This is a genomic window from Streptomyces sp. NPDC058872 (genome assembly GCF_042743065.1).
Lineage (GTDB): Bacteria > Actinomycetota > Actinomycetes > Streptomycetales > Streptomycetaceae > Streptomyces.
Map to the genome: position 1 here is coordinate 1 of NZ_JBHYMK010000080.1, position 20796 is coordinate 20796.

General features: G+C 71.0%; 17 protein-coding genes. 13 read left to right on the plus strand and 4 right to left on the minus strand.

Going from position 1 to position 20796, the window contains the following annotated elements:
• The first annotated feature begins 515 nt into the window (after nt 1-515).
• The gene (locus tag ACFW22_RS32475) at nt 516-734 is read left to right on the plus strand and encodes a hypothetical protein (protein WP_386411667.1); all 219 of its coding nucleotides are present in this window, start codon (nt 516-518) and stop codon (nt 732-734) included.
• Between the two features lie 306 nt (nt 735-1040).
• On the opposite strand, the gene ACFW22_RS32480 is transcribed toward ACFW22_RS32475, so the two are convergent.
• On the minus strand, nt 1041-1535 hold the full coding sequence (locus ACFW22_RS32480) for a MarR family winged helix-turn-helix transcriptional regulator (RefSeq protein ID WP_386411669.1): 495 nt from the start codon (nt 1533-1535) through the stop codon (nt 1041-1043).
• 104 nt (nt 1536-1639) lie between these two features.
• Between ACFW22_RS32480 and ACFW22_RS32485 the strand changes: the two genes are divergently transcribed.
• The 4 genes from ACFW22_RS32485 to ACFW22_RS32500 all read left to right on the plus strand — a co-directional run bounded on the left by ACFW22_RS32485 (nt 1640) and on the right by ACFW22_RS32500 (nt 6422).
• On the plus strand, nt 1640-2482 hold the full coding sequence (locus ACFW22_RS32485; protein WP_386411671.1) for an NAD(P)H-binding protein: 843 nt from the start codon (nt 1640-1642) through the stop codon (nt 2480-2482).
• A gap of 171 nt (nt 2483-2653) precedes the next feature.
• Nucleotides 2654-3067, plus strand: a complete 414-nt coding sequence (locus tag ACFW22_RS32490; protein WP_386411673.1) for a MarR family winged helix-turn-helix transcriptional regulator — start codon at nt 2654-2656, stop codon at nt 3065-3067.
• Nucleotides 3068-3478: 411 nt separating this feature from the next.
• Nucleotides 3479-4900, plus strand: a complete 1422-nt coding sequence (locus ACFW22_RS32495) for a hypothetical protein (protein ID WP_386411675.1) — start codon at nt 3479-3481, stop codon at nt 4898-4900.
• Between the two features lie 904 nt (nt 4901-5804).
• Nucleotides 5805-6422 (plus strand): class E sortase, encoded by a 618-nt coding sequence (locus tag ACFW22_RS32500; RefSeq protein WP_386411677.1) that lies wholly within the window; start codon nt 5805-5807, stop codon nt 6420-6422.
• A 78-nt stretch (nt 6423-6500) separates the two neighbouring features.
• Here ACFW22_RS32500 and ACFW22_RS32505 read toward each other — a convergent pair whose 3' ends face one another.
• Nucleotides 6501-8087: a M4 family metallopeptidase gene (locus tag ACFW22_RS32505; protein WP_386411679.1), complete on the minus strand. Its 1587-nt coding sequence runs from the start codon at nt 8085-8087 to the stop codon at nt 6501-6503.
• A gap of 564 nt (nt 8088-8651) precedes the next feature.
• Between ACFW22_RS32505 and ACFW22_RS32510 the strand changes: the two genes are divergently transcribed.
• From ACFW22_RS32510 to ACFW22_RS32535, 6 genes are all read left to right on the plus strand, one after another.
• Nucleotides 8652-10235 (plus strand): S8 family serine peptidase, encoded by a 1584-nt coding sequence (locus ACFW22_RS32510; protein WP_386411681.1) that lies wholly within the window; start codon nt 8652-8654, stop codon nt 10233-10235.
• Nucleotides 10236-10683: 448 nt separating this feature from the next.
• A complete protein-coding gene (locus ACFW22_RS32515) occupies nt 10684-12834 on the plus strand; it encodes a SpoIIE family protein phosphatase (protein ID WP_386411683.1) in 2151 nt (716 codons plus the stop codon).
• A 231-nt stretch (nt 12835-13065) separates the two neighbouring features.
• The gene (locus tag ACFW22_RS32520; RefSeq protein WP_386411685.1) at nt 13066-14610 is read left to right on the plus strand and encodes a hypothetical protein; all 1545 of its coding nucleotides are present in this window, start codon (nt 13066-13068) and stop codon (nt 14608-14610) included.
• A gap of 292 nt (nt 14611-14902) precedes the next feature.
• On the plus strand, nt 14903-15310 hold the full coding sequence (locus ACFW22_RS32525; protein WP_386411687.1) for a hypothetical protein: 408 nt from the start codon (nt 14903-14905) through the stop codon (nt 15308-15310).
• 53 nt (nt 15311-15363) lie between these two features.
• Entirely contained in the window at nt 15364-16041 is a 678-nt protein-coding gene (locus tag ACFW22_RS32530; RefSeq protein WP_386411689.1) for an ABC transporter ATP-binding protein, read from the plus strand.
• A gap of 875 nt (nt 16042-16916) precedes the next feature.
• On the plus strand, nt 16917-18290 hold the full coding sequence (locus ACFW22_RS32535; protein ID WP_386411691.1) for an FtsX-like permease family protein: 1374 nt from the start codon (nt 16917-16919) through the stop codon (nt 18288-18290).
• A 73-nt stretch (nt 18291-18363) separates the two neighbouring features.
• Here the strand turns inward: ACFW22_RS32535 and ACFW22_RS32540 are convergent, their stop codons facing one another.
• Nucleotides 18364-18807, minus strand: coding sequence for a hypothetical protein (locus ACFW22_RS32540; RefSeq protein WP_386411693.1), 444 nt, complete (start codon nt 18805-18807; stop codon nt 18364-18366).
• Nucleotides 18808-18951: 144 nt separating this feature from the next.
• Complete coding sequence (locus ACFW22_RS32545) at nt 18952-19578, minus strand: MarC family protein (protein ID WP_386411695.1); 627 nt, start codon at nt 19576-19578, stop codon at nt 18952-18954.
• Between the two features lie 147 nt (nt 19579-19725).
• Between ACFW22_RS32545 and ACFW22_RS32550 the strand changes: the two genes are divergently transcribed.
• Nucleotides 19726-20142: a YciI family protein gene (locus tag ACFW22_RS32550; RefSeq protein WP_386411697.1), complete on the plus strand. Its 417-nt coding sequence runs from the start codon at nt 19726-19728 to the stop codon at nt 20140-20142.
• A gap of 352 nt (nt 20143-20494) precedes the next feature.
• Nucleotides 20495-20782, plus strand: coding sequence for a metal-sensitive transcriptional regulator (locus ACFW22_RS32555; RefSeq protein WP_386411699.1), 288 nt, complete (start codon nt 20495-20497; stop codon nt 20780-20782).
• The last annotated feature ends 14 nt before the right edge of the window (nt 20783-20796 follow it).

Genomic DNA, 20796 nt, shown 5'->3' on the forward strand with positions numbered 1-20796 from the left:
ATGCTCCGCGACGGGACCTTCTACGAGACCCGCACCCCCGAACCGGCCGCCGCATGACGCGCTCGACCTTGACGAAGGACATAGAGGCACCCCCCTTCTGACCGACACCCGCACGGTCCGCTGCGGAACACCGACCTCGTAAGGGGGGCGGTGCGCGGTCGGCGCTGACAGGTCGTCTCCGCAGTTCACAGCGCCCCTCAGAGGCCAAGGACCGGTGCCTCCCGAGCTCAGGGCTTCGGCCACCGGATATGCGGTGGCCACCCGGCACGTCGTTCTGTACCTTGCCGCCATGACCGACACCCGAAGGGGCAATGCCGCGTAGGCGCCCATCAGCCCTGCGGGGCGACCTCCCCGTCCGTTCCCCAAGGCGGCGACGGTACCCGCCCATCGATCGTCTTTCAGGATCTTGCACAGCTCACCTGCGTCGGCTGGAGCGGACCCGCTTCTGGCCCGAAGCCACAGAGGAAGCGTTCTGGCACTGGCAGGCCTTGGCCCACGGCCCCCTCGGACAACTGGTGGATCCACTCTCAGGTCCTGGTTGCGGCATCCTTGAGTGCGGCTGCTACTGCGCCGGCTTCCGGGAGCAGCTCGAAGCCGTGCTCCACGCGCTGCCCAGGAAGAGCGCGCGCGAGTTGCGCACCCTCGTACGGGCCCTCGACGTGAAGATTCTGGCCAGGGCCAAGGTCATCCCGGCCGACAGCCTGGACGTGCCATGGTGGCGGGGCCAGCTCTAGCGTCGTGGGCGGCCGTCTCGGTTTCCTTCTCGTTCGGCCCCGTTCACGGCCGCTCAGGCGGGACGCGCAGCGCTCCCGGCACCAGTCGCGACCGACCACGCGTGAACGCAGGCGGACGCCCCTGTACGCAGCCCGCTCGCGGCTCGGCTCCACGGGCCCCTGAACCGTCCGGACCTTGCGGATCCCGAAGTCCAATACATTCCCTGAACTGCGATGTCGCAACGACTCCTAGAACCCAGGTCCGCCTGAGCGGTCCGGGCCCTTCGTCATGTGCGAGGCCTCACGGGCACGAGGGACCGGTCCCCGTCAGCGCGGAGCGTCACTGTCCGGGAGCCGGTGGCGGAGGGAGTCCTGGGAGTCGACGTACTTGAGCATGAGGCGGGCGAACTCCAGGCGCTCCCGCTCGCTCCAGTCGGCGGTGACGTACTCGAAGGCCGACCTCTGGTGGCGGGCGAAGCGGGCCATCAGCTCACGGCCCTCGGGGCTGAGGTGCAGGACGGTGCGGCGACCGTCCCGCTGGGAGGCGGCGCGGACCAGGTAGCCGCCCGAGATGCAGTCGGAGACCATGCGGCTGGCCACCGACGGGTCCACGCCCAGGTGCTGGGCGACCGCGCCGACGGTGACCTCACCGGTGTCCTCCCGTTCGGCGTCCAGGACGATCCGCAGCACCAGCGTGCGGCTCAGGTCCTTCTGGGAGATCGGGTCCTCGACCTCCAGGAGCGAGGAGCGCCGCAGTTTCCCGAAGGCCGGTCCCACGGCGTCCAGCAGCTCGTCCGCCGTCTTCGGTTCGCGCTTCGTCATGCCTCCATCGTACAGACATGCATGTCCTCATGAATGTCTGTGTTGACTTGCAAATGTGTGCGTGCAAACATGCATGTGTTGTCGCGCAACGAATGGAGCACTCCATGACCCTCCTCGTCACCGGCGCCCGCGGCAAGGTCGGCCGGGCCGTCATCGGCCGCCTGCACTCCGCCGGTCTCACCGTGCGCGCCGCCAGCGGCACCCCCGCCGAACTGGCCGTTCCGAAGGGCGTCGAGACCATCGAGCTCGCCCTCGACCGGCCCGAGGGCCTCGACGCCGCGTTCCACGGCGTCCGCCAGGTCTTCCTCTACCCCCAGCCCTCCGGCATCCACGAGCTGGTCAAGGCCGCCGAGGAGGCGGGCGTCAAGCACGTCGTCCTGCTCTCCTCGTCCTCCGTCCTCGGCCCCGACGCCGAGGACGACCCGCTCGCCAGCCACAGCCTCCGGGTCGAGCACGCCCTCGCCGCCTCCGCGCTCACCTGCACGTTCCTGCGCCCGGACGCCTTCGCCAGCAACTCCCTCGGGTGGACCCGCTCCATCGGTCGGTCGCTTCCGGTCCAGCTCGCCTACCCGGACGCACACACCGCGCCCATCCACCCCGAGGACATCGCCGACATCGCCGTCGAGGCCCTGACCGGCACCTCCCTCACCGGCCGCTCGCTCACCCTGACCGGCCCCGAGTCGCTCACCTTCCGCGAGCAGCTCGCGCTGCTCTCCGAGGTCCTCGGCCGTGACATCCCGGTCGAGCGGCTCACCCGCGCCGAGGCCGAGCAGCAGATGGGCGCCTACGCGCCCGCGTCGGTGGTCTCCTCGCTGCTCGACCTGTGGGAGGCCGCCGACCACGGTCCGGCCGCCATCGCCGACACCGTCGAGACCCTCCTCGGCCGCCCCGCCCGCACGTACCGGCAGTGGGCCCGCGAGAACGCCCCCGCCTTCACCCGGCACTGATCCGGACCGGCCCGCACCGCGCGGGCCCGCACGTCCGTCTCGGAGGAGAGCGGCCGACACTCCGTACTGCCGGTCGACGCCGAGCTCGGCGGCCCCGCGGCCGTACCGGCCACGCGACCGCTGCCCCGCAACGCCCGAACCCGGCACCACCGACCCGTCCAGGAGCACCGCATGAAGCCCATCGGTTACTGGCTCAACCGCACCGACAAGGCCCTCACCGGCTCCATGAACTCCGTGCTGGCCGAGTTCGGCCTCACCCGACTCGCCTGGCAGGTCCTCAACGTCGTCGAGGGCGACCCCCAGGCCACCGACACCGGCGTCCTGACCGTCCTGGCAGCCAACGCCGACGTCACCGCCCTGACCGACGCCATCGGGACGGTCGTCGCCGGCGGCTGGGCCGCCCGTCCGGAGCCGGGCCGCCTCGCCCTGACCGACGACGGCCGTGCCCGCCTCGCCGAGGTCGCCGAACGCGTCGATGCCTTCCGCGAGCTGTCGACGGCCGGCATCAGCCGCGAGGAGTACCGGATCGCCGTCACCGTCCTGGAGCGGATGACCCGCAACCTGGAGTCCGGAGAAGGACGTTGACTCCGTCCCGGCCTCCACTTCGACCGTCCGCGGCACACGACCGGCGGATGACCGGAGAACGGCCCCAAGCCGTCCGGGACGTGGAGGGGCACGGCACGGCGGACCAGTCCTCGTGCACGGAATTCGCCCTGAGCCGCAAGCAGTTCCCGAGGCCCAGGGAGGTGATCGCGCCGGACTCGGACGGCCCCTGGGTGCCTTCCCGCCCCCGCACCCGTCGACCTGTGGACCGAGATGGACGCGGTCCCGCCTTGCGGGCCGCCCGGTTCCGGGCTCGACCACCTGACGCGCGCACCCGGGACCTCCCCCTCCGGCCGAGCCGAACATAACGGAAAGGTAACGGCGCGCGAGGGCGCGGCCGGTTCCCGCTCTCTCCTGGTGCATCAGCCTTCGAGCAACGGGAGCACAGAGCAGATGAACACGAGATTCGGCAGGGTCCTGGCCGCCGCGGCGTCGCTCACCACACTGGCGGTCGGGGCCTCGGCCTCCCCGGCCGCGGCGGCCGACGAGGGCAAGACGGGGCGGGTCCTGGTCGTCGTGGCGAACTTCGCCGACCGTGCGCACCCGGACGCGGCCGCGATGCGGGCGGATGCCCTGGACAAGTACTTCGGTCCGGGCGAGTCGCTGTCGACGTACTTCAGTGAGGCGTCGCGGGGCCGGTTCACCTTCGGGCCCGCGGTGAAGGAGAAGGTCGTCGGCCCGCTGACCCTGAAGGAGAAGGCCGGCTGCGGCGGCGACGGCGCGCTGCGGAAGATCCGCGAGGACGCCGAGGCGCAGGTAGCCGCCAAGGGCCTGGTGCGCGGGAAGGACTGGGACTACCTGTCGATCGTCCTGCCCCACATGCAGTGCTACTGGGTCGGCATGGGCTCCGTCGGCGGTCGCTACACCTGGATGAACACCGGCAACAACACCGTCTCCGAGACGACGGTCCGGCACGAGTTCGGGCACAACATCGGCTTCGGCCACCAGGTCCGCTACCAGTGCGAGGACGGCAACCTGGTCGCCTGCCCGGAGCGGGCCGCCGTCGAGGGCCGGTCGCCGATGGGCGGCAACGGCGCGGCCGGGCTGTCGGCCAACCAACTGATCCGGATGGGCTGGCTGGAGACCGCCGAGCACCAGCGCGTCACCGGCTCCGGCACCTTCTCCCTCAAGCCCCTCTACGGCGCGCAGAAGGGCACCCGGGCACTGGAGATCCCGATGGGGGACAAGCAGAGCCTGCTGCTGGAGTACCGCCGTCCGTCCGGCCACCTGGACAAGAACCTCGACGGCGTCTACGCCTACCGCGTCGAGGACGGCAAGTACCACACCGCCGTCCCGATCGTCCTGTCCACGACCGACCGCGGCGCCGGCGTCACCGAACTCCGCGACGACGCCTCCCGGGTGACGGTGAGGATCACCGGCCGGACCGCTGACGCGGCCACCGTCACGGTCGGCCTCGACGGCAAGGCCCCGGCGAAGGACACCGCGCCCAGCACCGCCGTCGCGCCGGAGGAGGCGGCCGACTCCACCGCCCCGCAGGAGGTGACCGACCCGGCCGTGCCCACCGCCCCCGGCGACGTGGACGACAGCGGGACCGACTCCGCGAAGCAGAAAGCCGCGCAGAACACGGCCGCGCAGGGCGGCACCGCCCCGGACGCCACGCCGTCCTCCGAGGCCGCCGCGTCCGGCAAGGTCGGCAAGGCTCCCGGCCTCGCGGGCCAGAACCTCGCCGCCACCGGCAGCGACGGCACCACCCTCACCCTGACCGCCCTCGGCGGCGGTGCGCTCCTCCTCGGCGGCTGGTTCACCGCGGCCCGCCGCGCCCGCTCCCGCCGCGGAGCCACCCAGGGCAACTGACCCGCACCCCTGCGGTGTCCGGCCGGGCCGGACACCGCCCCCGTCCCCCCAGGCCCCGCGGTGCGCGCGTCCCCCGGCACCGCGGGGCCGGTGCCGACGAGCCGGCTCCTCCGGCGACGGGGCACCGGGGCGGCGCCTCGTCACGGGAGCTCCTCCCGCCCCCTTCGCGGGCCCTGCCGTCGTGCCCCGGCTGCACCGACTCCTTCACCGCCGTCCACCATCCCGCAGGGCCCCGGCCCGCCGAGCCTCCGGAGGCACCCTCCCCATGGCCACGACACATCCGGAGGACGCCGCGCACCAGGACGCCGCCGCGGCCTGGCAGCCGTACCCGCCGGTCCAGTGGCAGGAATCCCGGTACCCCCCTGCGCCACGGGCGTACGACCCGGCTTCCCACCCCCACGAGCGGCCCGCCCACCCGCATCCGTACGCTCCGCCGACCAGCCCTCCGCTCGGGTCGTCGGACTCCTGGTACACGGGCCCACCACAGGCGTACGCCCCGGTCGCAGCGCCTCGCGACCTTCCCGCTCCACCCCGTCCCCATCAACATCTTTATCCCCATCAGCATCAGCACCCCCATCCGCCGCCGGTCTCCCCACCGCCACAGGCGCCGGACGCCTGGTACCCACATCCGGCGCAGGCGTACGACCCCACCCCCCGGACCCCCGACCTGTCCGCCCACCAGCAGGAAGACGTCCTCGGAGCGCTGTTCCCACCGGAGCCGGCTCCCGCAGCGGCGCCCGTGGCACCGGATTCGGGGACGGGCCCGTCACGACGGCCCGGTGGCCGGCGGGCGGCCCGTCGCGGAGCCGGTTCCGGACGGCGCCGGGCGCCCCGCCGCCGGACCGGTGCGCGCCGCCGCCGCAAGGAGCCGCCCTCCGCGGCCGTCGCCCGGAGCGCGAGCGCCTTGTTGATCACCTCGGGACTGGCCATGGTCCTCTTCGTCGTCCACCAGGTGTGGTGGACGAACGTGCAGGCCCGCGCCGAGGCCGAGGACGCACGGACGAAGCTGGAACGGGCGTGGCGCGACGGGGTCCCGGAGCATCCGGGCGAGGACGGGACGGGTGCGTTCGCGCCGGGCGAGGGCTTCGCGATCATCCGCATTCCCGCATTGGGACTGGCGTCCCCGGTCGCGGAGGGCACCGGGACGGAGCAGGTGCTCGACAAGGGTCTGGTGGGGCACTACACGGACACGGGAATGCCGTCCGACCCCGTGGGGAACGTGGTGCTGGCCGCCCACCGGAACACCCACGGCGAGCCCTTCCGGAAGATCGACAGGCTGGTGCCCGGGGACCGGATCGTCCTGGAGACCGCAGCGGCCTCGTACTCCTACGAGGTCGCCGGCCGCATCCCGGAAACGCCGCCGAGCGACGTCAGCGTCCTCCGACCGGTCCCCGGGGGATCGCCCTTCACCGCGCCCGGCCGGTACCTCACCCTGACGACGTGCACCCCCGAGTTCAGCAGTCGGGGGCGGCTCATCGTCTTCGGCCGACTCGTCGAGGAACGGCCGAGGAACCGCGAGTGACCTCCTCGGCGACGGGGCCCCGGCCCCCGCTGCCGTCAGCGCGGCAGGACAACGCCCTGCCGCGCCCGGAGCGCCGGCTCAGCCGACGTTGACCGCGGTCCAGGCCTCCTTCACCGTCCGGTACTCCTTGCCGCCCTTTCCGTAGAGGTCGCGTGCGGCGTCCAGGGTTGCGGCCCGGGCCTCGTGGTAGTCGGTGGTCGAGGTCATGGAGACCGTCAGGGCCCGGTACCAGATCTTCGCGACCTTCTCGTTGCCGATCCCCGTCACCCTCGATCCGTCACAGGTGGGGCTGTTGTACGCCGTTCCGTTGAGGACCTTGCGGCCGCTGCCCTCACTCGCCAGGTAGAACCAGTGGTTGCCCACTCCGGACGACTGGTGCGGGTCCATCCTGCGCACCTTGGGACTCCAGCAGTCGGGCGAACGGCCGTCCCGGGAGGGCTGGTCGAAGCGGCGCAGCCAGGGCGGCGTCGACCGGTCGCTGAACAGGTAGTCGGGGACGTCGTTCCCGTTGTTCGCGTACCACTCCACCATCGTGCCGAAGATGTCGCTGGTCGCCTCGTTGAGCCCGCCGGACTCGCCCCGGTAGCGGAGCCGGGCGGTGGCATCGGTGATGCCGTGGGTCATCTCGTGCCCGATGGTGTCGAGGTCGACCTGCTCGGCGTCCTTGCGGCCGTTGCCATCACCGGTCAGCATGCAGAAGCAGTCGTCGTCCCACTGTGCGTTGTCCCAGCCCTTGCCGACGTGGACGAAGACGGTGGGCGCCCGGCCGTCACCCCTGATGCCGTCCCGACCGAAGGTCCGCTTGAAGTAGTCGTGGGTCAGCGCGGTGTTGGCGTGTGCGTCCACCGCAGCGGTGGCCCGGTCCCGCGATGCGGTGCGGCCGTCGCCCCAGACGTTGTCGGCATCGGTGAACACCGTGCCGGACGCGGCGTTCACCCTGCCGGGACGGATGTTCCGGGCGTCCTTGGTGACGTGTCCACGGACCGGGTCGATCAGGAGGAAGCCCCCTCTGCTCGCGGTCGTACCGAGGGGCACCTTGCCGGTGTACGCGGAGCGCCCTTCTCCTCGCACCTGGTGCTCGGAGGCGTAGCTCTCGATCCCTTCGCCGGTGGTGGCGTCGGTGACGACCACCAGTCCGGTGGGCTGGTCGTGCGCTCCCGCGCCCCGCACCGTCGTCTGCCAGGCCAGCCGGGGAACGCCCTCCACGGCCCAGACGACCAATCGGGGGTCGACGGTGGCCTCGCGGATGTCGGCGGCCAGGCGACGGGCCCCGGCTGCGGCCTCCTCCGCGGACACCACGGGATCGGTGGAGCCGACCACGGGGCGGTTTCCCTTGGCGCGCGAGGAGTGCGTCATCCTGCCACTCGCGTCCTGGTGGACCACCAGGTCCCCTCCGATGACCGGGAGTCCGCGGTACGTGCGGTCGAAGCGTATGTGCCGGGTGCCGTCGTCATCCAGGACGGCGTCCCTGAACTGCAGTTCCTGGCCCGGCCCGTAGCCGAACGCCTTGGGGTGGCGCGCCACGTCGGCCGCCGCGTCCGCCACGCTCCGGTCGAGGTCCGGCTCGGAGGCCGCGGCGTTCTGCAGGCCCACGGCGGCCAGTGCCACGGCGGCGACCGCGGCTCCGACCTTCGTGCGGGCGGCGGTGGTCGGTCTCCTGTGCATCCGTGCTCCTCCTGTGCGTGCGGCCCGGGCGGGCCCCCTCCGGTCGTCGGCGTCCGGACGTGCCGCCCTCCCCGAGCCGTGTGCACGGCGGGTGGAGAGGAGCGACCGGTGGATCCGTTGCACCGGGGCAGTTGTTCGCCGGCGGTTGACCGCTTGGCGTGGGACGCGTCAGGCCCCTGTCACGAAGGGGGAGCGAGTCCGGGGGCGCACCTCCCGTCGCGTTGCCGATCCGTGATCAGCCCCGCGCCCGCCCTGCCGTCGGCGGTGCGACGGGGATCCCTGCGACCAGAGCGGCTGGAGTGGCCGAAGCAGATGGAGTTGCTGGAGTGGCCGGAGCAGATGGAGTGGCCAGGGCGGCCGGAGCAGGTGGATTGACCGGAGCGCGAGGCGCACCAAGCAAGTGGCGCAACGGCCTTGCGGATTGGAGGGGGATGGGTCACTGTTCTGCCCGCAGCCCCACGGCGAGCACACTTTCCGCGCAGTTCCTCCACATTCGGAATTGTCATGGGCCTGCCAAGTTTGCGGAACCCCGCGACACCACACCTCTCACAAGGAGAACCCCCCATGTCCGTGTTACGCACGCGGCGACGCAGGACCAGCCTGGCCGGCTTCCTGCTGGCCTCCGCCCTGGGCGCCTGCTCCCTCGCCGCCCCGTCCGCTGCGGCGGAAACCGGCGGCACCGGCGGCATCCCGTACGCGGCCGATGCCGATGCCGTTCCCGGCAGCTACCTCGTCACCCTCCGCGCCTCCCTCGCCGACTCCGACGGCGCCTCCGGCAGGGCGCTCGCCGAGCGCTACGGCGCCAAGGTGACGCGGACGTACACCGCGGCCCTCAACGGTTACGCGGTGGAAACGTCCGAGGCGCGGGCCGAGCAACTCGCCGCGGACCCGGCGGTCGAATCGGTGGTCCAGGACCAAGTGGTCAGGGTCAGCGGCACCCAGCCCTCCCCGCCCTCCTGGGGCCTGGACCGGATCGACCAGCAGAAGCTGCCGCTCGACCAGACCTACCGCTACCCGGACTCCGCCGGCGCGGGAGTCACCGCGTACATCATCGACACCGGAGTCCGGATCACCCACCAGGACTTCGGCGGTCGCGCCTCCTACGGCTACGACGCCGTCGACGACGACGACACCGCTGCCGACGGCCACGGCCACGGCACCCACGTCGCCGGCACCGTCGCGGGCTCCTCCTACGGCGTCGCCAAGAAGGCGAAGGTCGTCGCGGTCCGGGTGCTCGACGACGAGGGCTCCGGCACCGTCTCCGGTGTCGTCGCGGGCATCGACTGGGTGACCCGCAACGCCGTCAAACCGGCCGTCGCCAACATGAGCCTCGGCGGCGGTGCCAACACCACCCTGGACGACGCCGTCCGCAACTCGATCGCCGCCGGCATCACCTATGCCGTCGCGGCCGGAAACGAGGACGAGGACGCCTCCGGATCCTCGCCCGCCCGCGTCTCCCAGGCGCTGACCGTCGGAGCGACCACGAACGGCGACGACCGGGCGTACTTCTCCAACTACGGAAGCATCCTGGACCTGTTCGCCCCCGGCTACGGCATCACCTCGGCCTGGAACGGCAGCGACACGGACCGCCAGACCATCTCGGGCACCTCGATGGCGGCCCCGCACGTCGCGGGCGCCTCCGCCGTCTACCTCGCGGGCAACCCGTCGGCGACCCCGGCCCAGGTCTCCGCCGCCCTGACCTCGGCGGCCACCGAGGGGGTCGTCGGCGACCCCGGAAGCGGCAGCCCGAACCGGCTGCTGCACGTCGCCGCCGGAGGGAGCGAGCCCCCGCAGCCGCCCGACGGCGACCGCTACGAGAACACCGCCGACTACGCGATCAACGACCACGCCACCTCGGAATCGCCGATCGGGGTCAAGGGCCGCTCGGGCAACGCCCCGTCCGCGCTGAAGGTCGAGGTGGACATCAAGCACACCTACGTCGGAGACCTCCGGGTCGAGCTCCTGGCACCGGACGGCAGGGTCCACCTGCTCAAGGACTACGGGGTCGGCGGAAGCAACGACGACCTGCTCGCGACCTACACCGTCGACGCCTCGGCGTCCCCCGCCAACGGCATCTGGAACCTCCGGGTCCATGACAACGCCTGGTGGGACACCGGAAAGATCGACTCCTGGTCCCTGACCTTCTGACCAGCCCCATCCCGGCCATCCCGGCCGGTCAGGCGCACCCGCCCGGACATCCCGGGGCGGACACACAGGGGCAGGCGCATCCGCCCGGACACTCCGGGGCGGACACACAGGGGCAGGCGCACCCGTCCGGACGCACCGGGGCGGACCTCACCACGAGGTCCGCCCCTCCGCCGTCCCCGAGACCGGACGGCACGACCCCATCGGCTCCCCGAAGAGGCCCGGCAGGCGCATGATGGACAGAGAGAAGGCGTGCCGGGCGTGGCGCGGGAGGCAGACCACCGACGGCCGCGCGGAAGACCCGCACCCACCGGCCCCGCGCCCCCGGCACGCCGGCGAGCGGAAGGTCAGCGCCATGTCACCTGCCGACCGGAAGCCCCTTGTCGAGCACCCTCGGCCCTCCCCCTCCCTTGCCCCCGCCCCCCTGGGCACGGTCCCGCACGGAAGGCTGATGAGCACGGCGATCCGGGAGGCCCTCACCGCGCTGGACGCCGTCACCGGAATCGTCTACCTGCTGGACCGGGACGGCCGGTGGCTACGGGCCGCCCTGATCGGCGGTTCTCCCCCGGTGGTCTTCACCATGCCGGAACGGATCGCCGTCGACGCCCCGTACGCTTCGTCGACGGCCTGGCGGACCGGCACGGTCACCGTCATCGGGGAGCCCGAGATCCGCGCCGACGACCCGGGGCTCGCGCGGCTCGTCCCCTTCCCGTACTCGGTGGCGTCCACCCCCTTGGAATCGGGCGACCACCGGTTCGGCGCGCTGACCCTCGTCCGGCTCCCCACCCACCACGGCGCCCTGGACACCACGAAGCGCCGCCGGCTCCGCACCATCGGCGACCGACTGGCCGACGGCCTGGCGGCGTACGCGGAACACGGGCCCCTGCCCGAGCCGCCGCTCCACCCCACGGTCTTCCCGATCGAGCCCGTACGGCAGCCTGCGCACCCCGAACCCATCGGGGGCTGGGGCCTGCCCGAGATCCCCGGCTCGTACGGGACCACCCTGATGTACCACCTGCACAAGCTCTCCGAAGCCCTCAACCGGGCCGGGGACCTCCATGCCGTGGCCGACGCCGCCCGGGCCAGGATCATGGAGCCGTACCGTGCGCGGTCCCTCGTCATCACCGGTTTCGGCGACGGGCGGCTCTGGGTAACGGCCCACCACGGAACCAGCGTCGGTGCCCTCCGCTCGATCCACGGCGCCTCCGCCGACGGCCCCTCCCCCTACGCCGACGCCCTGCGCAGCAGGGACCTCCTGCTGTTCCCCGACCGTGCCCAGCTGCTCTCCGCCCATCCCGACGCGCCCGACGACGGCTGCCGCGCCTGGGCCTACCTGCCCCTCCGAGCGGGCGACGTCCCGGTGGGCGTCTGCGTCCTCGGCTTCGCGGAGGAACGTCGGTTCGCCCCGGAGGAGCAGGCGACGGCCATGATGATGGCGAGCCTGCTGGCCCGGGCCCTGGAGCGCGTCGGGCTCGACGAGAGGAAGCACGCGCTCGCCGAAAGCGTGCAGAAGTGGCTGCTCCCACGGATCCTCGGGGACCTGCCCGACATGGTCACGACCGCGCGCTACCTCCCTGCCGCCTCGGCCTCCGGAATCGGAGGCGACTGGTACGACGTGATCACCCTGACGGACAGGAAGATCTGTCTGATCGTGGGCGACGTCGAGGGCCACAACGTGGAGAGCGCGGTCCTGATGGGACAGTTGCGCAGCGCGATGCTCGCCTACGCCCGCGAAGGACACGGCCCGGCCGCGGTGCTCAGCCGGACCGCGGACCTGCTCGCCGAGCTGGACACCGAACTGCTGGCGACGTGCTGCTGCGTCCGGGTCGACGCCGCGCAGGGCGCGGTGGAAGTGGCATCGGCCGGCCACCCCCCACCACTCGTACGGCGCCCCGACGGGGGCATCGACACCCCCGACGCACCCGTCGACGTCCCCCTGGGGGTCCATTCCGGGGTCGCGTACCGGAGCGTCGAATCCCTCCTCGAACCGGGCACCCTGCTCCTCCTCTACACCGACGGGCTGACCGCCGTCCGGGACGTCGACGTGATGCCCCGGGTCCGGGAACTGTTGGCGGCCGACCCCTCCGATCCGGGGCACCACCTGGAAGAACTCGCGGACCGGATCGTCGCCACCCTGCCCGCGTCCTCGGAACGCACCGATGACGTCGTCCTGCTCCTCGCGCGCTACGAGGGCCCGGTGCCGGGGTCGAGGCGCCGCTTCGAGCGAATGGAGATCCAGCGGCACGACCTGCTGGGCGTCCAGGCCGCGCGGAGGTTCGTCCGGGAGAACCTCCGCGCCTGGGACCGCGAGGAACTCGTGGACAGTCTGGAGCTCCTGGCCTCGGAGGTGGTGACCAACGCGCTGATCCATGCGGACAGCCGTGTCGACCTGCGGCTGCGCGAAGGCCCGGATCACATCCGGCTGGAGGTGCGCGACTCCGACGCGACTCCCCCCATTCCCTCGCCGATCTCCGTGTCCGGAGGGGAGAACGCCCAGGCGGAACACGGCCGTGGCCTCCTCATCGTGGAAAGCCTGGCGAGCTCTTGGGGCACGTCCCCCAGCGGTCGCGGCAAGACCGTCTGGCTGGAGCTGCCCCTGTGAAGCACCGTCATGCGCCGCTGACCACGAGCGCGGGGCGGGACGGCTGCCGCTCCGTGACCGCACGTGGGTCCGGACGGCAGCCGCCCCGTGACCACAGGTCCTCGGCGCGTCCCACCGGGCCCACCCGCTGCAGCACACCGGGGACACCTGGCCGAAAGCCATCCGTCGGCGGGCGCCGGCCGCTGGACGGGGCTCCTGCCCCAGGGCATCGCCTGCGGCACGATCCCGATCATGAAACGTCGTCGCACCTGGCTGATCCCCCTGCTGTGGACCCTCGCCCTCGGGCTGTGGGGACTGTCCCGACGGAACAGCGTGTGGCGGGACGAAGCCGCCACCTGGCAGGTGGCACGGCGTTCCACTGCCGACATCCTGCGGATGTTGGAGAACGTCGACGTCGTCCACGGGCTCTACTACTTGTTCATGCACGCGCTCTTCGCGTGCTTCGGCCCCGGCACGACGGTCCTGCGGCTGCCGTCTGTCCTGGCCCTGTCGGTGGCTGCCGCCTGTGTGGCGGTCATCGGGCGGCGCCTGGGCGGGACTTCTGCGGGAGTCGGCTCCGGACTGACAGCGGGACTGGTGCTCGGGCTGCTGCCGGCCGTCCAGTTCCACCTCCAGGAAGGACGGCCCTATGCGCTGGTCACGGCCGGAGCCGGGATCTCCACGCTGCTGCTGGTGGCCTCCGTGCAGGGCGGGGACGGTACGGGCGGCCGGCGGGCGCGCGACCGTGAGGACGCCGGAGGCACCCGGAGCCGTCGCGCCGCCGTCCGCTGGACCGCGTACGGCGCCACGGTCCTGGTCTGCGGCCTGCTGAACTGGCTCTCGCTGCTGATCCTGCCGGCACACCTGGTGACCCTGCTCCGGGCGCGGGCGGGCCGCGAGGTGTGGACGTGCTGGGCGGTCGCCTCGGCCACCGCCGCGGCGGGTGTCCTCCCCCTGGTCCTCTTCAGCCTGACCCAGTCCGAACAGGTCTCCTGGATCCCTCCGCTGACCTGGCACATGCTGATCGGCCCGGCCGTCCTGCTGGCCCTGGGCGGCATCGGGGCCCTGGCGGACCGGCGAGCGACGGACCGGGCGACGGGCAGAGCCGCGGCCGGGGGGAGCGGCCGGCTGTCGGTGGCCGCCGTCGGACTACCGCTCCTGGTAGTGCCCCACATCAGCCTGATCGGCATCTCCCTGGTCAGGCCGCTCTTCCTGGAACGGTACGTGCTGTTCAGCATGCTGGGTCTGGCACTGCTGCTCGGATCGATCGTCTCCGCAGCGGAACGGGCAGCCGCGCCCCTCCTCCCGCGGGCCTCGCGGTGGATGGTCCCGGCGACCGTCACCGCTGCGGCGGTCGCACTGCTGCCGCAGTCGCTGGCCAAGAGGTCTCCGGACAGCCGGGTCGACGACGTCCTCGCCACAGCCGGAGAGGTACGGCGGCTGAGTCGTCCCGGGGACGCCGTCCTCTACGTACCGGCCGCGCGTCGGGACACCCGGCTCGTCTCTCCCGACGCCTTCACCGGCCTGCGGGACATCGCGCTCGCGGAAGGCCCGGAGGAGTCGGGAACGCTGAAGGGCGTGGAGGCCTCCCCCGCCCGCATAAGGGAGGCAATGCTCGCCCAGCAACGCATAGTGCTGGTCACGGACGCAGGAGGGGGACCAGAACCGGTCGCGGGGACGGAGCGGGACAGCGCGAAGATCGCCGTACTGGGGAAACGCTTCGCCCTGGTGGCCGACGGCCAGGCCCACGGGCGCAGGGTGATGGTGTACGAGCGGCGCACTGAGCGACGGCAGTAATCCGGCCGAGCACCGCACCTGACGTACAACCGGCCCACCGCGAACCCGGGCGGCACCCCGTACGTGGCCGTATTTCGCTCCTTCGGGATCCGGGCGTCAGCCGAGGGCCGAAGCCGAGGAACAGAACCCGCACGGCACGGGCGAGACCCACAGGGCTGACCAGGAGCACGAAGGGGGCCGTTCACCGGATCGGGGGGTGATCCGAGGGAGGGACGTTCCTCCTCCACCACCCCGGTAGCGATGCCGCTACTTTCTGTGACGATCAGTCGGCACACTCAACTTGGGGATGTCCATGAGGAAGTTGGCAACGGCGACGGTGGCCGCGGGGCTGTTCTTCGGAGGGGTGGGGGCGGCTGCGGCCGACTCCGGGCGCGAGTTGCTGATGCGAGCGCCTGGCGTTGCGTTCGTCGGGACGTACCAGTGGCAGTCCCCAACCAAGGTCCCGAGCGGACTGCACGTAAAGGGCGAACTGCGAGACGAAAGCGTCAACGACGGCCACAACGTCTACCTTCGCGTAAGGGTCGAAGGTTACCCATGGGGCCACCTCACCGGGACCCAGAAGAAGCACGTCAAGGTTGACAAGGTTTTTTACGACGGAGCCGTCTTGAAGACTAAGCAAGTGCGGATTCACGCTTGCGTCGACCGCGGATCCTTCCGACCCGACTACTGCTCACCGGAACGTCTTTTCTCGCGAGACTAGTAGCCAGCCCGGGGAGTTCCGAGCCACGGCTCCCCATCCACAGGGAGCACACCGTGACGGACGTCATCCTCCACGCCGAAGGCGTGGGCCTCTCTTACGGCAATGAACAAGCCGTGAGAAACGTCGATTTCACACTCAAGCGCGGCGAAGTAGCCGCCATCATGGGGAGTAGCGGGTCAGGAAAGTCGTCACTGCTGTACTGCCTGGCTGGAGTCCTCACCCCGACGAGCGGCGCTGTGGCATTCGACGGGGTCGACCTCTCACGTCTTCCCGATGGAGAGCTAAGCTCCTTACGTCGCACTCGACTTGGGTTCGTCTTTCAATATGGGGAGTTACTGCCGGAGCTAACCGCAGAAGAGAACGCAGCGCTACCCCTCCGTCTCGCAGGAATCAGTAAAGAACACGCCCATGCGATGGCCGGTCAGGTCCTCACGCGACTCGGGATGGGCGATCTGCTACGGCGCCGAACTTCAAAGTTGTCAGGTGGTCAGAGTCAACGCGTGGCCGTCGCACGGGCTCTGGTACACCGACCCGATGTCGTTTTCGCAGATGAACCGACCGGCGCGCTCGACAGCACGAATGCAGATACCGTGCTGAGCGAGTTCCTACAGTTGGCACGGAGACAAAAGACAGCCCTAGTAATCGTCACGCACGACGCGGATGTCGCCGCAAAGGCCGACACTCAGTACACGATGTCAGATGGCCTCCTATCCCAACGGGTGGCCGTGTGAGCACTTTTACCCTTGGGCTGCGCCTCATGTGGAGAAGCGGGCGTCGAGGGAAAGCCCGCTTCCTGCTCATGACACTCGGTTCGACTCTTGGAGTCTTCTGCCTGTCCACGGTGCTCACCATCCCGTCAATCCTCACCTCCCATGACGCCCGTACGGCAGCGCGAGAGCCGATTCCAGGGAAAAGTAATATCCTATACCAGGAATTCCGTGACCCGTATGGGACGCAGCCGCTACATCGCCTATTTGTCGCACGGACAGCACCCGGCCCAACTCCGCTCCCCCCTGGAGTGAAGAGGTTACCGAACAAGGGTGAGGTGATTATTTCACCAAGGCTTGCCGACCTCTTGCGCACCAACCCGAGATCATCCGGCTTGATCCCAGGTCGGGCAATCGGAACCATCGCCCCCGAAGGATTGGGCGACACTGAAGATTTGTACGCCTACATCGGCACCACTCCGACAGAACTCACCGATCCAAAGGAACTCGGCAGCTTCGGAACCGGCCGATCGTGGCGGCAAATCGTCGACCCCTCGGCACTCGCTGTCCTGAGGTTCACCCTCGGGTGCATCGTGCTGCTTCCCCTGGTCATCTACCTATCCGTCTGCGCCCGGCTTTCAGGGGAGTCACGCGCTCGTCGGCTCGCAGCTCTCCGACTCGTCGGGCTAAGCGTGAAGGACACCTTGCGGGTCAATGCGGGGGAGAGCGTCCTGGCCGCCTCAGTGGGTGCCGTGCTCGGACTCACTGGATACCTGCTAGCCAACGAACTCATGTCCAGGGTCGGACTACCCGGGTTGCATTGGTATCCGGCCGACGGGCGGCCGGAGTTGGTGACGGTTGCGGTGTGTTTGTTGGGGTGTCCGGCACTCGCTTGGTTCGTGGGGCAGTTCAGTGCACGGCAGGCCGTCCTGTCGCCGATCGACGTGCGGCGCACCGGGGAGCGGAAGCCTCCGAAGAAGTTCGGGGTGCTGCTCCTCGTCCCGGGGCTCGGGATCATCGTCGGTTACTGCGTGCTCGGTGCCCTGGGAAGGGTTCCGGCTGGAGGAGCGGCCAGTTCGCTGCTGGTGCCGGGGGCCGTGTTGTTGACGGGCGCCGGGCTCGTCTTCGGGTTGGCTCCGATCACGGCCCGGCTCGCTCGGCGATTGGGCAGCGTGGTCGAGTCGTTGCCCGTGGCTTTGGCGATGCGGCGGACGGAGGTGGATCCGGGCTCTTCGTTGCGGGTGGTGACCGGTCTGGTGTTGCTGGTGTTCGGGGCCTCGCTCACGCAGGGCGTCCTCATCGAGTTGGATCAGGTCAGCAGGCGGACGGCTCCGCTTCAGGAGTACAATCTTCGGCTGAGCGACGTCTCCCAGGTGCAGCGAGAGGCGCTGGCCGGGGTTCCCGGCGTGCGGATGGCGACCGTCTCGTACAGCTCCTGGGATCCTCTGGACGGGAGCGACGTCACACGTGCCGACCTGGTGGTCGGCACCTGCGGACAACTCGCCGCGTACACACGGCAGGCCACGGGCTGCGTGGAGGGGCGCGTCATGCAGCTGCATGACGGTCACACGCCTTCTGAGTACGACCCCAAGGCGGGCGAGCGCTACCCCTTTGCCTTGGAGGACGGTCGCAGGGTCCTGCTCACGGTTCCTGCAGAGCAGGTCGATCTGCACCCCTGGGGTGCGTCCGTCTTCCGGTCGGGCGCTCTCCTCGTCCCTCCCTCGCTCCTTCCCTCCGGCCTCGCGGACGCGAACGGAGTGCTCACCCTCGTCAGCGATGCCGATCCCGACACCGTTCGGGCCGTGCTCGACGGGATCGGGGGGATCGCACCCACCGCGGCCGTGGAGCCCGTGGGGATCGTGATCGACTCGCTTGCCCAACTGACTGTCATCAGGAGTCTGTTGGTCGTGGGGATGACGCTCGGGCTGGTGATCGGGGTGGCTGCGTTCGTGGTGTCGGCGGCCGATCGGGCCATGGAGCGGCGGGGACAGGTGACGGCGCTGGCGCTGTTGGGCGCTCGGGCGGGGACCTTGCGGATGGTGCAGGTGGTTCAGGTCCTGGTGCCGTTGGTGGTGGGGCTGGGGGCGGCGATCGTCACCGGGTGGCTCGCCGAGTCCAGTTACCTGATCACCGGCGGGGGTTCGGTGCACTGGGACTGGGAGGGGCTGCCCTTGTTGTTCGTCTGTGCGCTGGGGGTGCTGCTCGCCGCGGGCTTGGCCTCCCTCCCCATGGTGCGGCGGCACGTCGATCCGGAGCACATCAGGCGGGACTGAGGACCGGGCTTGAGGGGGTGGGCTTGAGGGAGTGGGCTTGAGGGGGTGGGACCCACGTTCGGGGTTCCCCCCTTCACGCCACCAGTTCGTGGGCGGTGCGGCGGGCGATGCGGGCCTTCAGGGCCAGGGTCGCCGCCGCCGTGGCGGTCCCTGCGATGAGCGCCGTCCACCAGAGGGCTGCCGGGCCCAGTGCCGTGTAGGTGGTGACGCCCAGGGTGAGGGCGCCGAAGCGGGCCGTGCCCCAGGTCCAGGTGAAGGCTCCCTGGTACCGGCCGCGGGCGTGTGCCGGGGCCAGGTTGGCGAAGACACCGGCCGCGATGCCCGCGACGACGACCTCGCCGAGTGACCAGGTGACGACCGAGGCGGTGTAGCCGACGGGGCCGTCGGCGAGGCCGGTGAGCGCGACGCCCACCGCGATCAGCGCACTGCCCGCGCTCTGCACCGCAAGCTGCGGGAAACGGGCCAGCCGTGCGGCGTCGGGGAACCCGTCCCGAACCTGCCCCCGCGCCCGGACCACTGCGGCACGTGGCGTTCGACCTGACGGTCGACGTCCGCGGACTGCCGACCGGGGCGCTCGCAGCGGGCAGCCCCGCGGAGACCCGGTGGTGGGCCGGGCCCGGATCTGCTCGGCGGCTGCGCACGCTGACCGGGGGACCTGTGCCTAGTAGCGGTCGAGCCCGGGCACGCCCAGGTCACCGAGGCCGTCGAGGACGAGATCGACGCCGACGGCGGCGAGCAGCAGGCCCAGGAGGCGGCCGAGGAGCTCGATCGTGGCGTGGTGGGTGCGGCGCAGGAGCCGGGCGAGGAGCAGCACGCAGATCAGGTCGAGGGCGATGACGGCCACGTACGCGCCGACGACCGTCGAGCGCCAGCTGAAGGAGTCGCGGGCCGCCGCTTCGATGAGCACGGCGGTCATGGCGAGCGGGCTCACGACGTACGGCATGAGCAGCTCGCGCAGTCCGCTGGCCAGGTCGGGGGCGTCCTGGTGGGTGCCGTCCGAACCGAGGTGGTAGCCGAGGACGAGGCCGACGGCGTAGAGGAAGAAGATGACGCCGCCGGCGAGCTGGAGCGCGGGCGTGCTGATGTGGAAGACGTCGAGCAGCCAGGGGGCCGTGATGCCGGTGAGGAGGCCCACCAGGACGGCCGAGCCCGAGGAGATGAGCGCGATGGTCCGCAGCTGACTGACGGGATGCACCTGGGCGAGCTCGCCGAAGGCGAGGAGGACCTTCGGCGGGCCGACGACGGAGAAGAAGGTGATGAAGGCGGCGGAAAAGGTGAATACGTTCACGTCGAAGATCATGGACCTTTAGCGCGTTTCACAAGGTTTCATCCGTTTCCCTCCGTGCGGCGTCGAGGACGGCGGCCCGACTTCGCCTCTCCTGTGGGAGGTGGCCGCGAGGGTCGCGGCAGTTGTCGGACCGGCAAGGAGGACGTCATGAAGTACCTGGTGATGGTCCAGGGGGCGGAAGTCGACTACGAGGCGATGGCGGGCCGCGGCTCCGCGCAGAGCCCCGCGTGGAGCAGGGCGGAGCTGACGGCGATGTTCGCCTACATGAATGCACTCAGCGAGGAGTTGACCGCGAGCGGCGAGATGCTCGACGGCCAAGGGCTCGCCGCCCCCTCCACGACCCGTTTCGTGACCGTGGACGCCGAGGGGAGGCCGGTCGTCACGGACGGCCCGTACGCGGAGGTGCAGGAGGTCCTCGCCGGCTACTGGGTCCTCGACTGCGCTCCCCTCGACCGCGTCACGGAGATCGCCGCCCGGGTGGCCCGCTGCCCGGTCCCGGCCGGCTCCCCGAACCGTCCGGTGGTCATCCGCCCGATCGACGAGACGGGGCCGGCCCTGGACTGATCCGGACCACCCCGGACCACCTTCGCCACGGCCCCCTGCCCCGGGCCCGCACGCCCCGGACTGAGCACACCCCCCGGGCCGAGCCCGCCCCGGGGCGGGGAAGAGGGGGCCGCGAGGGCGGCCCGTCGGCGCGCAGAAGGCGACACCGCAGCTCACGGGCAGGACCGAGGGCCGCGGCACGGCCGGAGGGGGGCGGTCACGCCAACGACACCGACCGTCACCCCAAGTCCCGCTCCCGTCACCCCTGGCGACCGATCGGGGCATCCGGTGTCGCAGATGTCATCCTTGGTCTTCGACGGGACCCCGCGCCGGGGAGTAAATTACCCCGTGGGGTATCTGTGGAGGAGTGGCAGTGGAACTCGATCTCGCGGGCGCAGAGCTCAAGTCGGTGTTGAACCGGCTGCGCCGGGCACAAGGACAGATCTCCGGCGTGATCCGGATGATCGAGGAGGGACGCGACTGCGAGGAGGTCGTGACCCAGTTGGCCGCCGCCTCCCGGGCCCTCGACCGGGCCGGATTCGCCATCATCGCGACCGGGCTCCAGCAGTGTCTGACCGACATCGAGGACGGGCGCAAGGACGGCGAGGACCGCGACGCCATGCGGGCGCGCCTGGAGAAGCTCTTCCTCTCGCTGGCGTAGGGCCGGAAGGAGAG

What these genes read in the sequence shown, in the direction of transcription:
- ACFW22_RS32505 (WP_386411679.1), bottom strand. Translation starts at nt 8,087, where the DNA reads ATGCACAGGAGACCGACCACCGCCGCCCGCACGAAGGTCGGAGCCGCG.
- ACFW22_RS32550 (WP_386411697.1), top strand. Translation starts at nt 19,726, where the DNA reads ATGAAGTACCTGGTGATGGTCCAGGGGGCGGAAGTCGACTACGAGGCG.
- ACFW22_RS32520 (WP_386411685.1), top strand. Translation starts at nt 13,066, where the DNA reads ATGAAACGTCGTCGCACCTGGCTGATCCCCCTGCTGTGGACCCTCGCC.
- ACFW22_RS32515 (WP_386411683.1), top strand. Translation starts at nt 10,684, where the DNA reads ATGAGCACGGCGATCCGGGAGGCCCTCACCGCGCTGGACGCCGTCACC.
- ACFW22_RS32510 (WP_386411681.1), top strand. Translation starts at nt 8,652, where the DNA reads ATGTCCGTGTTACGCACGCGGCGACGCAGGACCAGCCTGGCCGGCTTC.
- ACFW22_RS32485 (WP_386411671.1), top strand. Translation starts at nt 1,640, where the DNA reads ATGACCCTCCTCGTCACCGGCGCCCGCGGCAAGGTCGGCCGGGCCGTC.
- ACFW22_RS32490 (WP_386411673.1), top strand. Translation starts at nt 2,654, where the DNA reads ATGAAGCCCATCGGTTACTGGCTCAACCGCACCGACAAGGCCCTCACC.
- ACFW22_RS32495 (WP_386411675.1), top strand. Translation starts at nt 3,479, where the DNA reads ATGAACACGAGATTCGGCAGGGTCCTGGCCGCCGCGGCGTCGCTCACC.
- ACFW22_RS32480 (WP_386411669.1), bottom strand. Translation starts at nt 1,535, where the DNA reads ATGACGAAGCGCGAACCGAAGACGGCGGACGAGCTGCTGGACGCCGTG.
- ACFW22_RS32525 (WP_386411687.1), top strand. Translation starts at nt 14,903, where the DNA reads ATGAGGAAGTTGGCAACGGCGACGGTGGCCGCGGGGCTGTTCTTCGGA.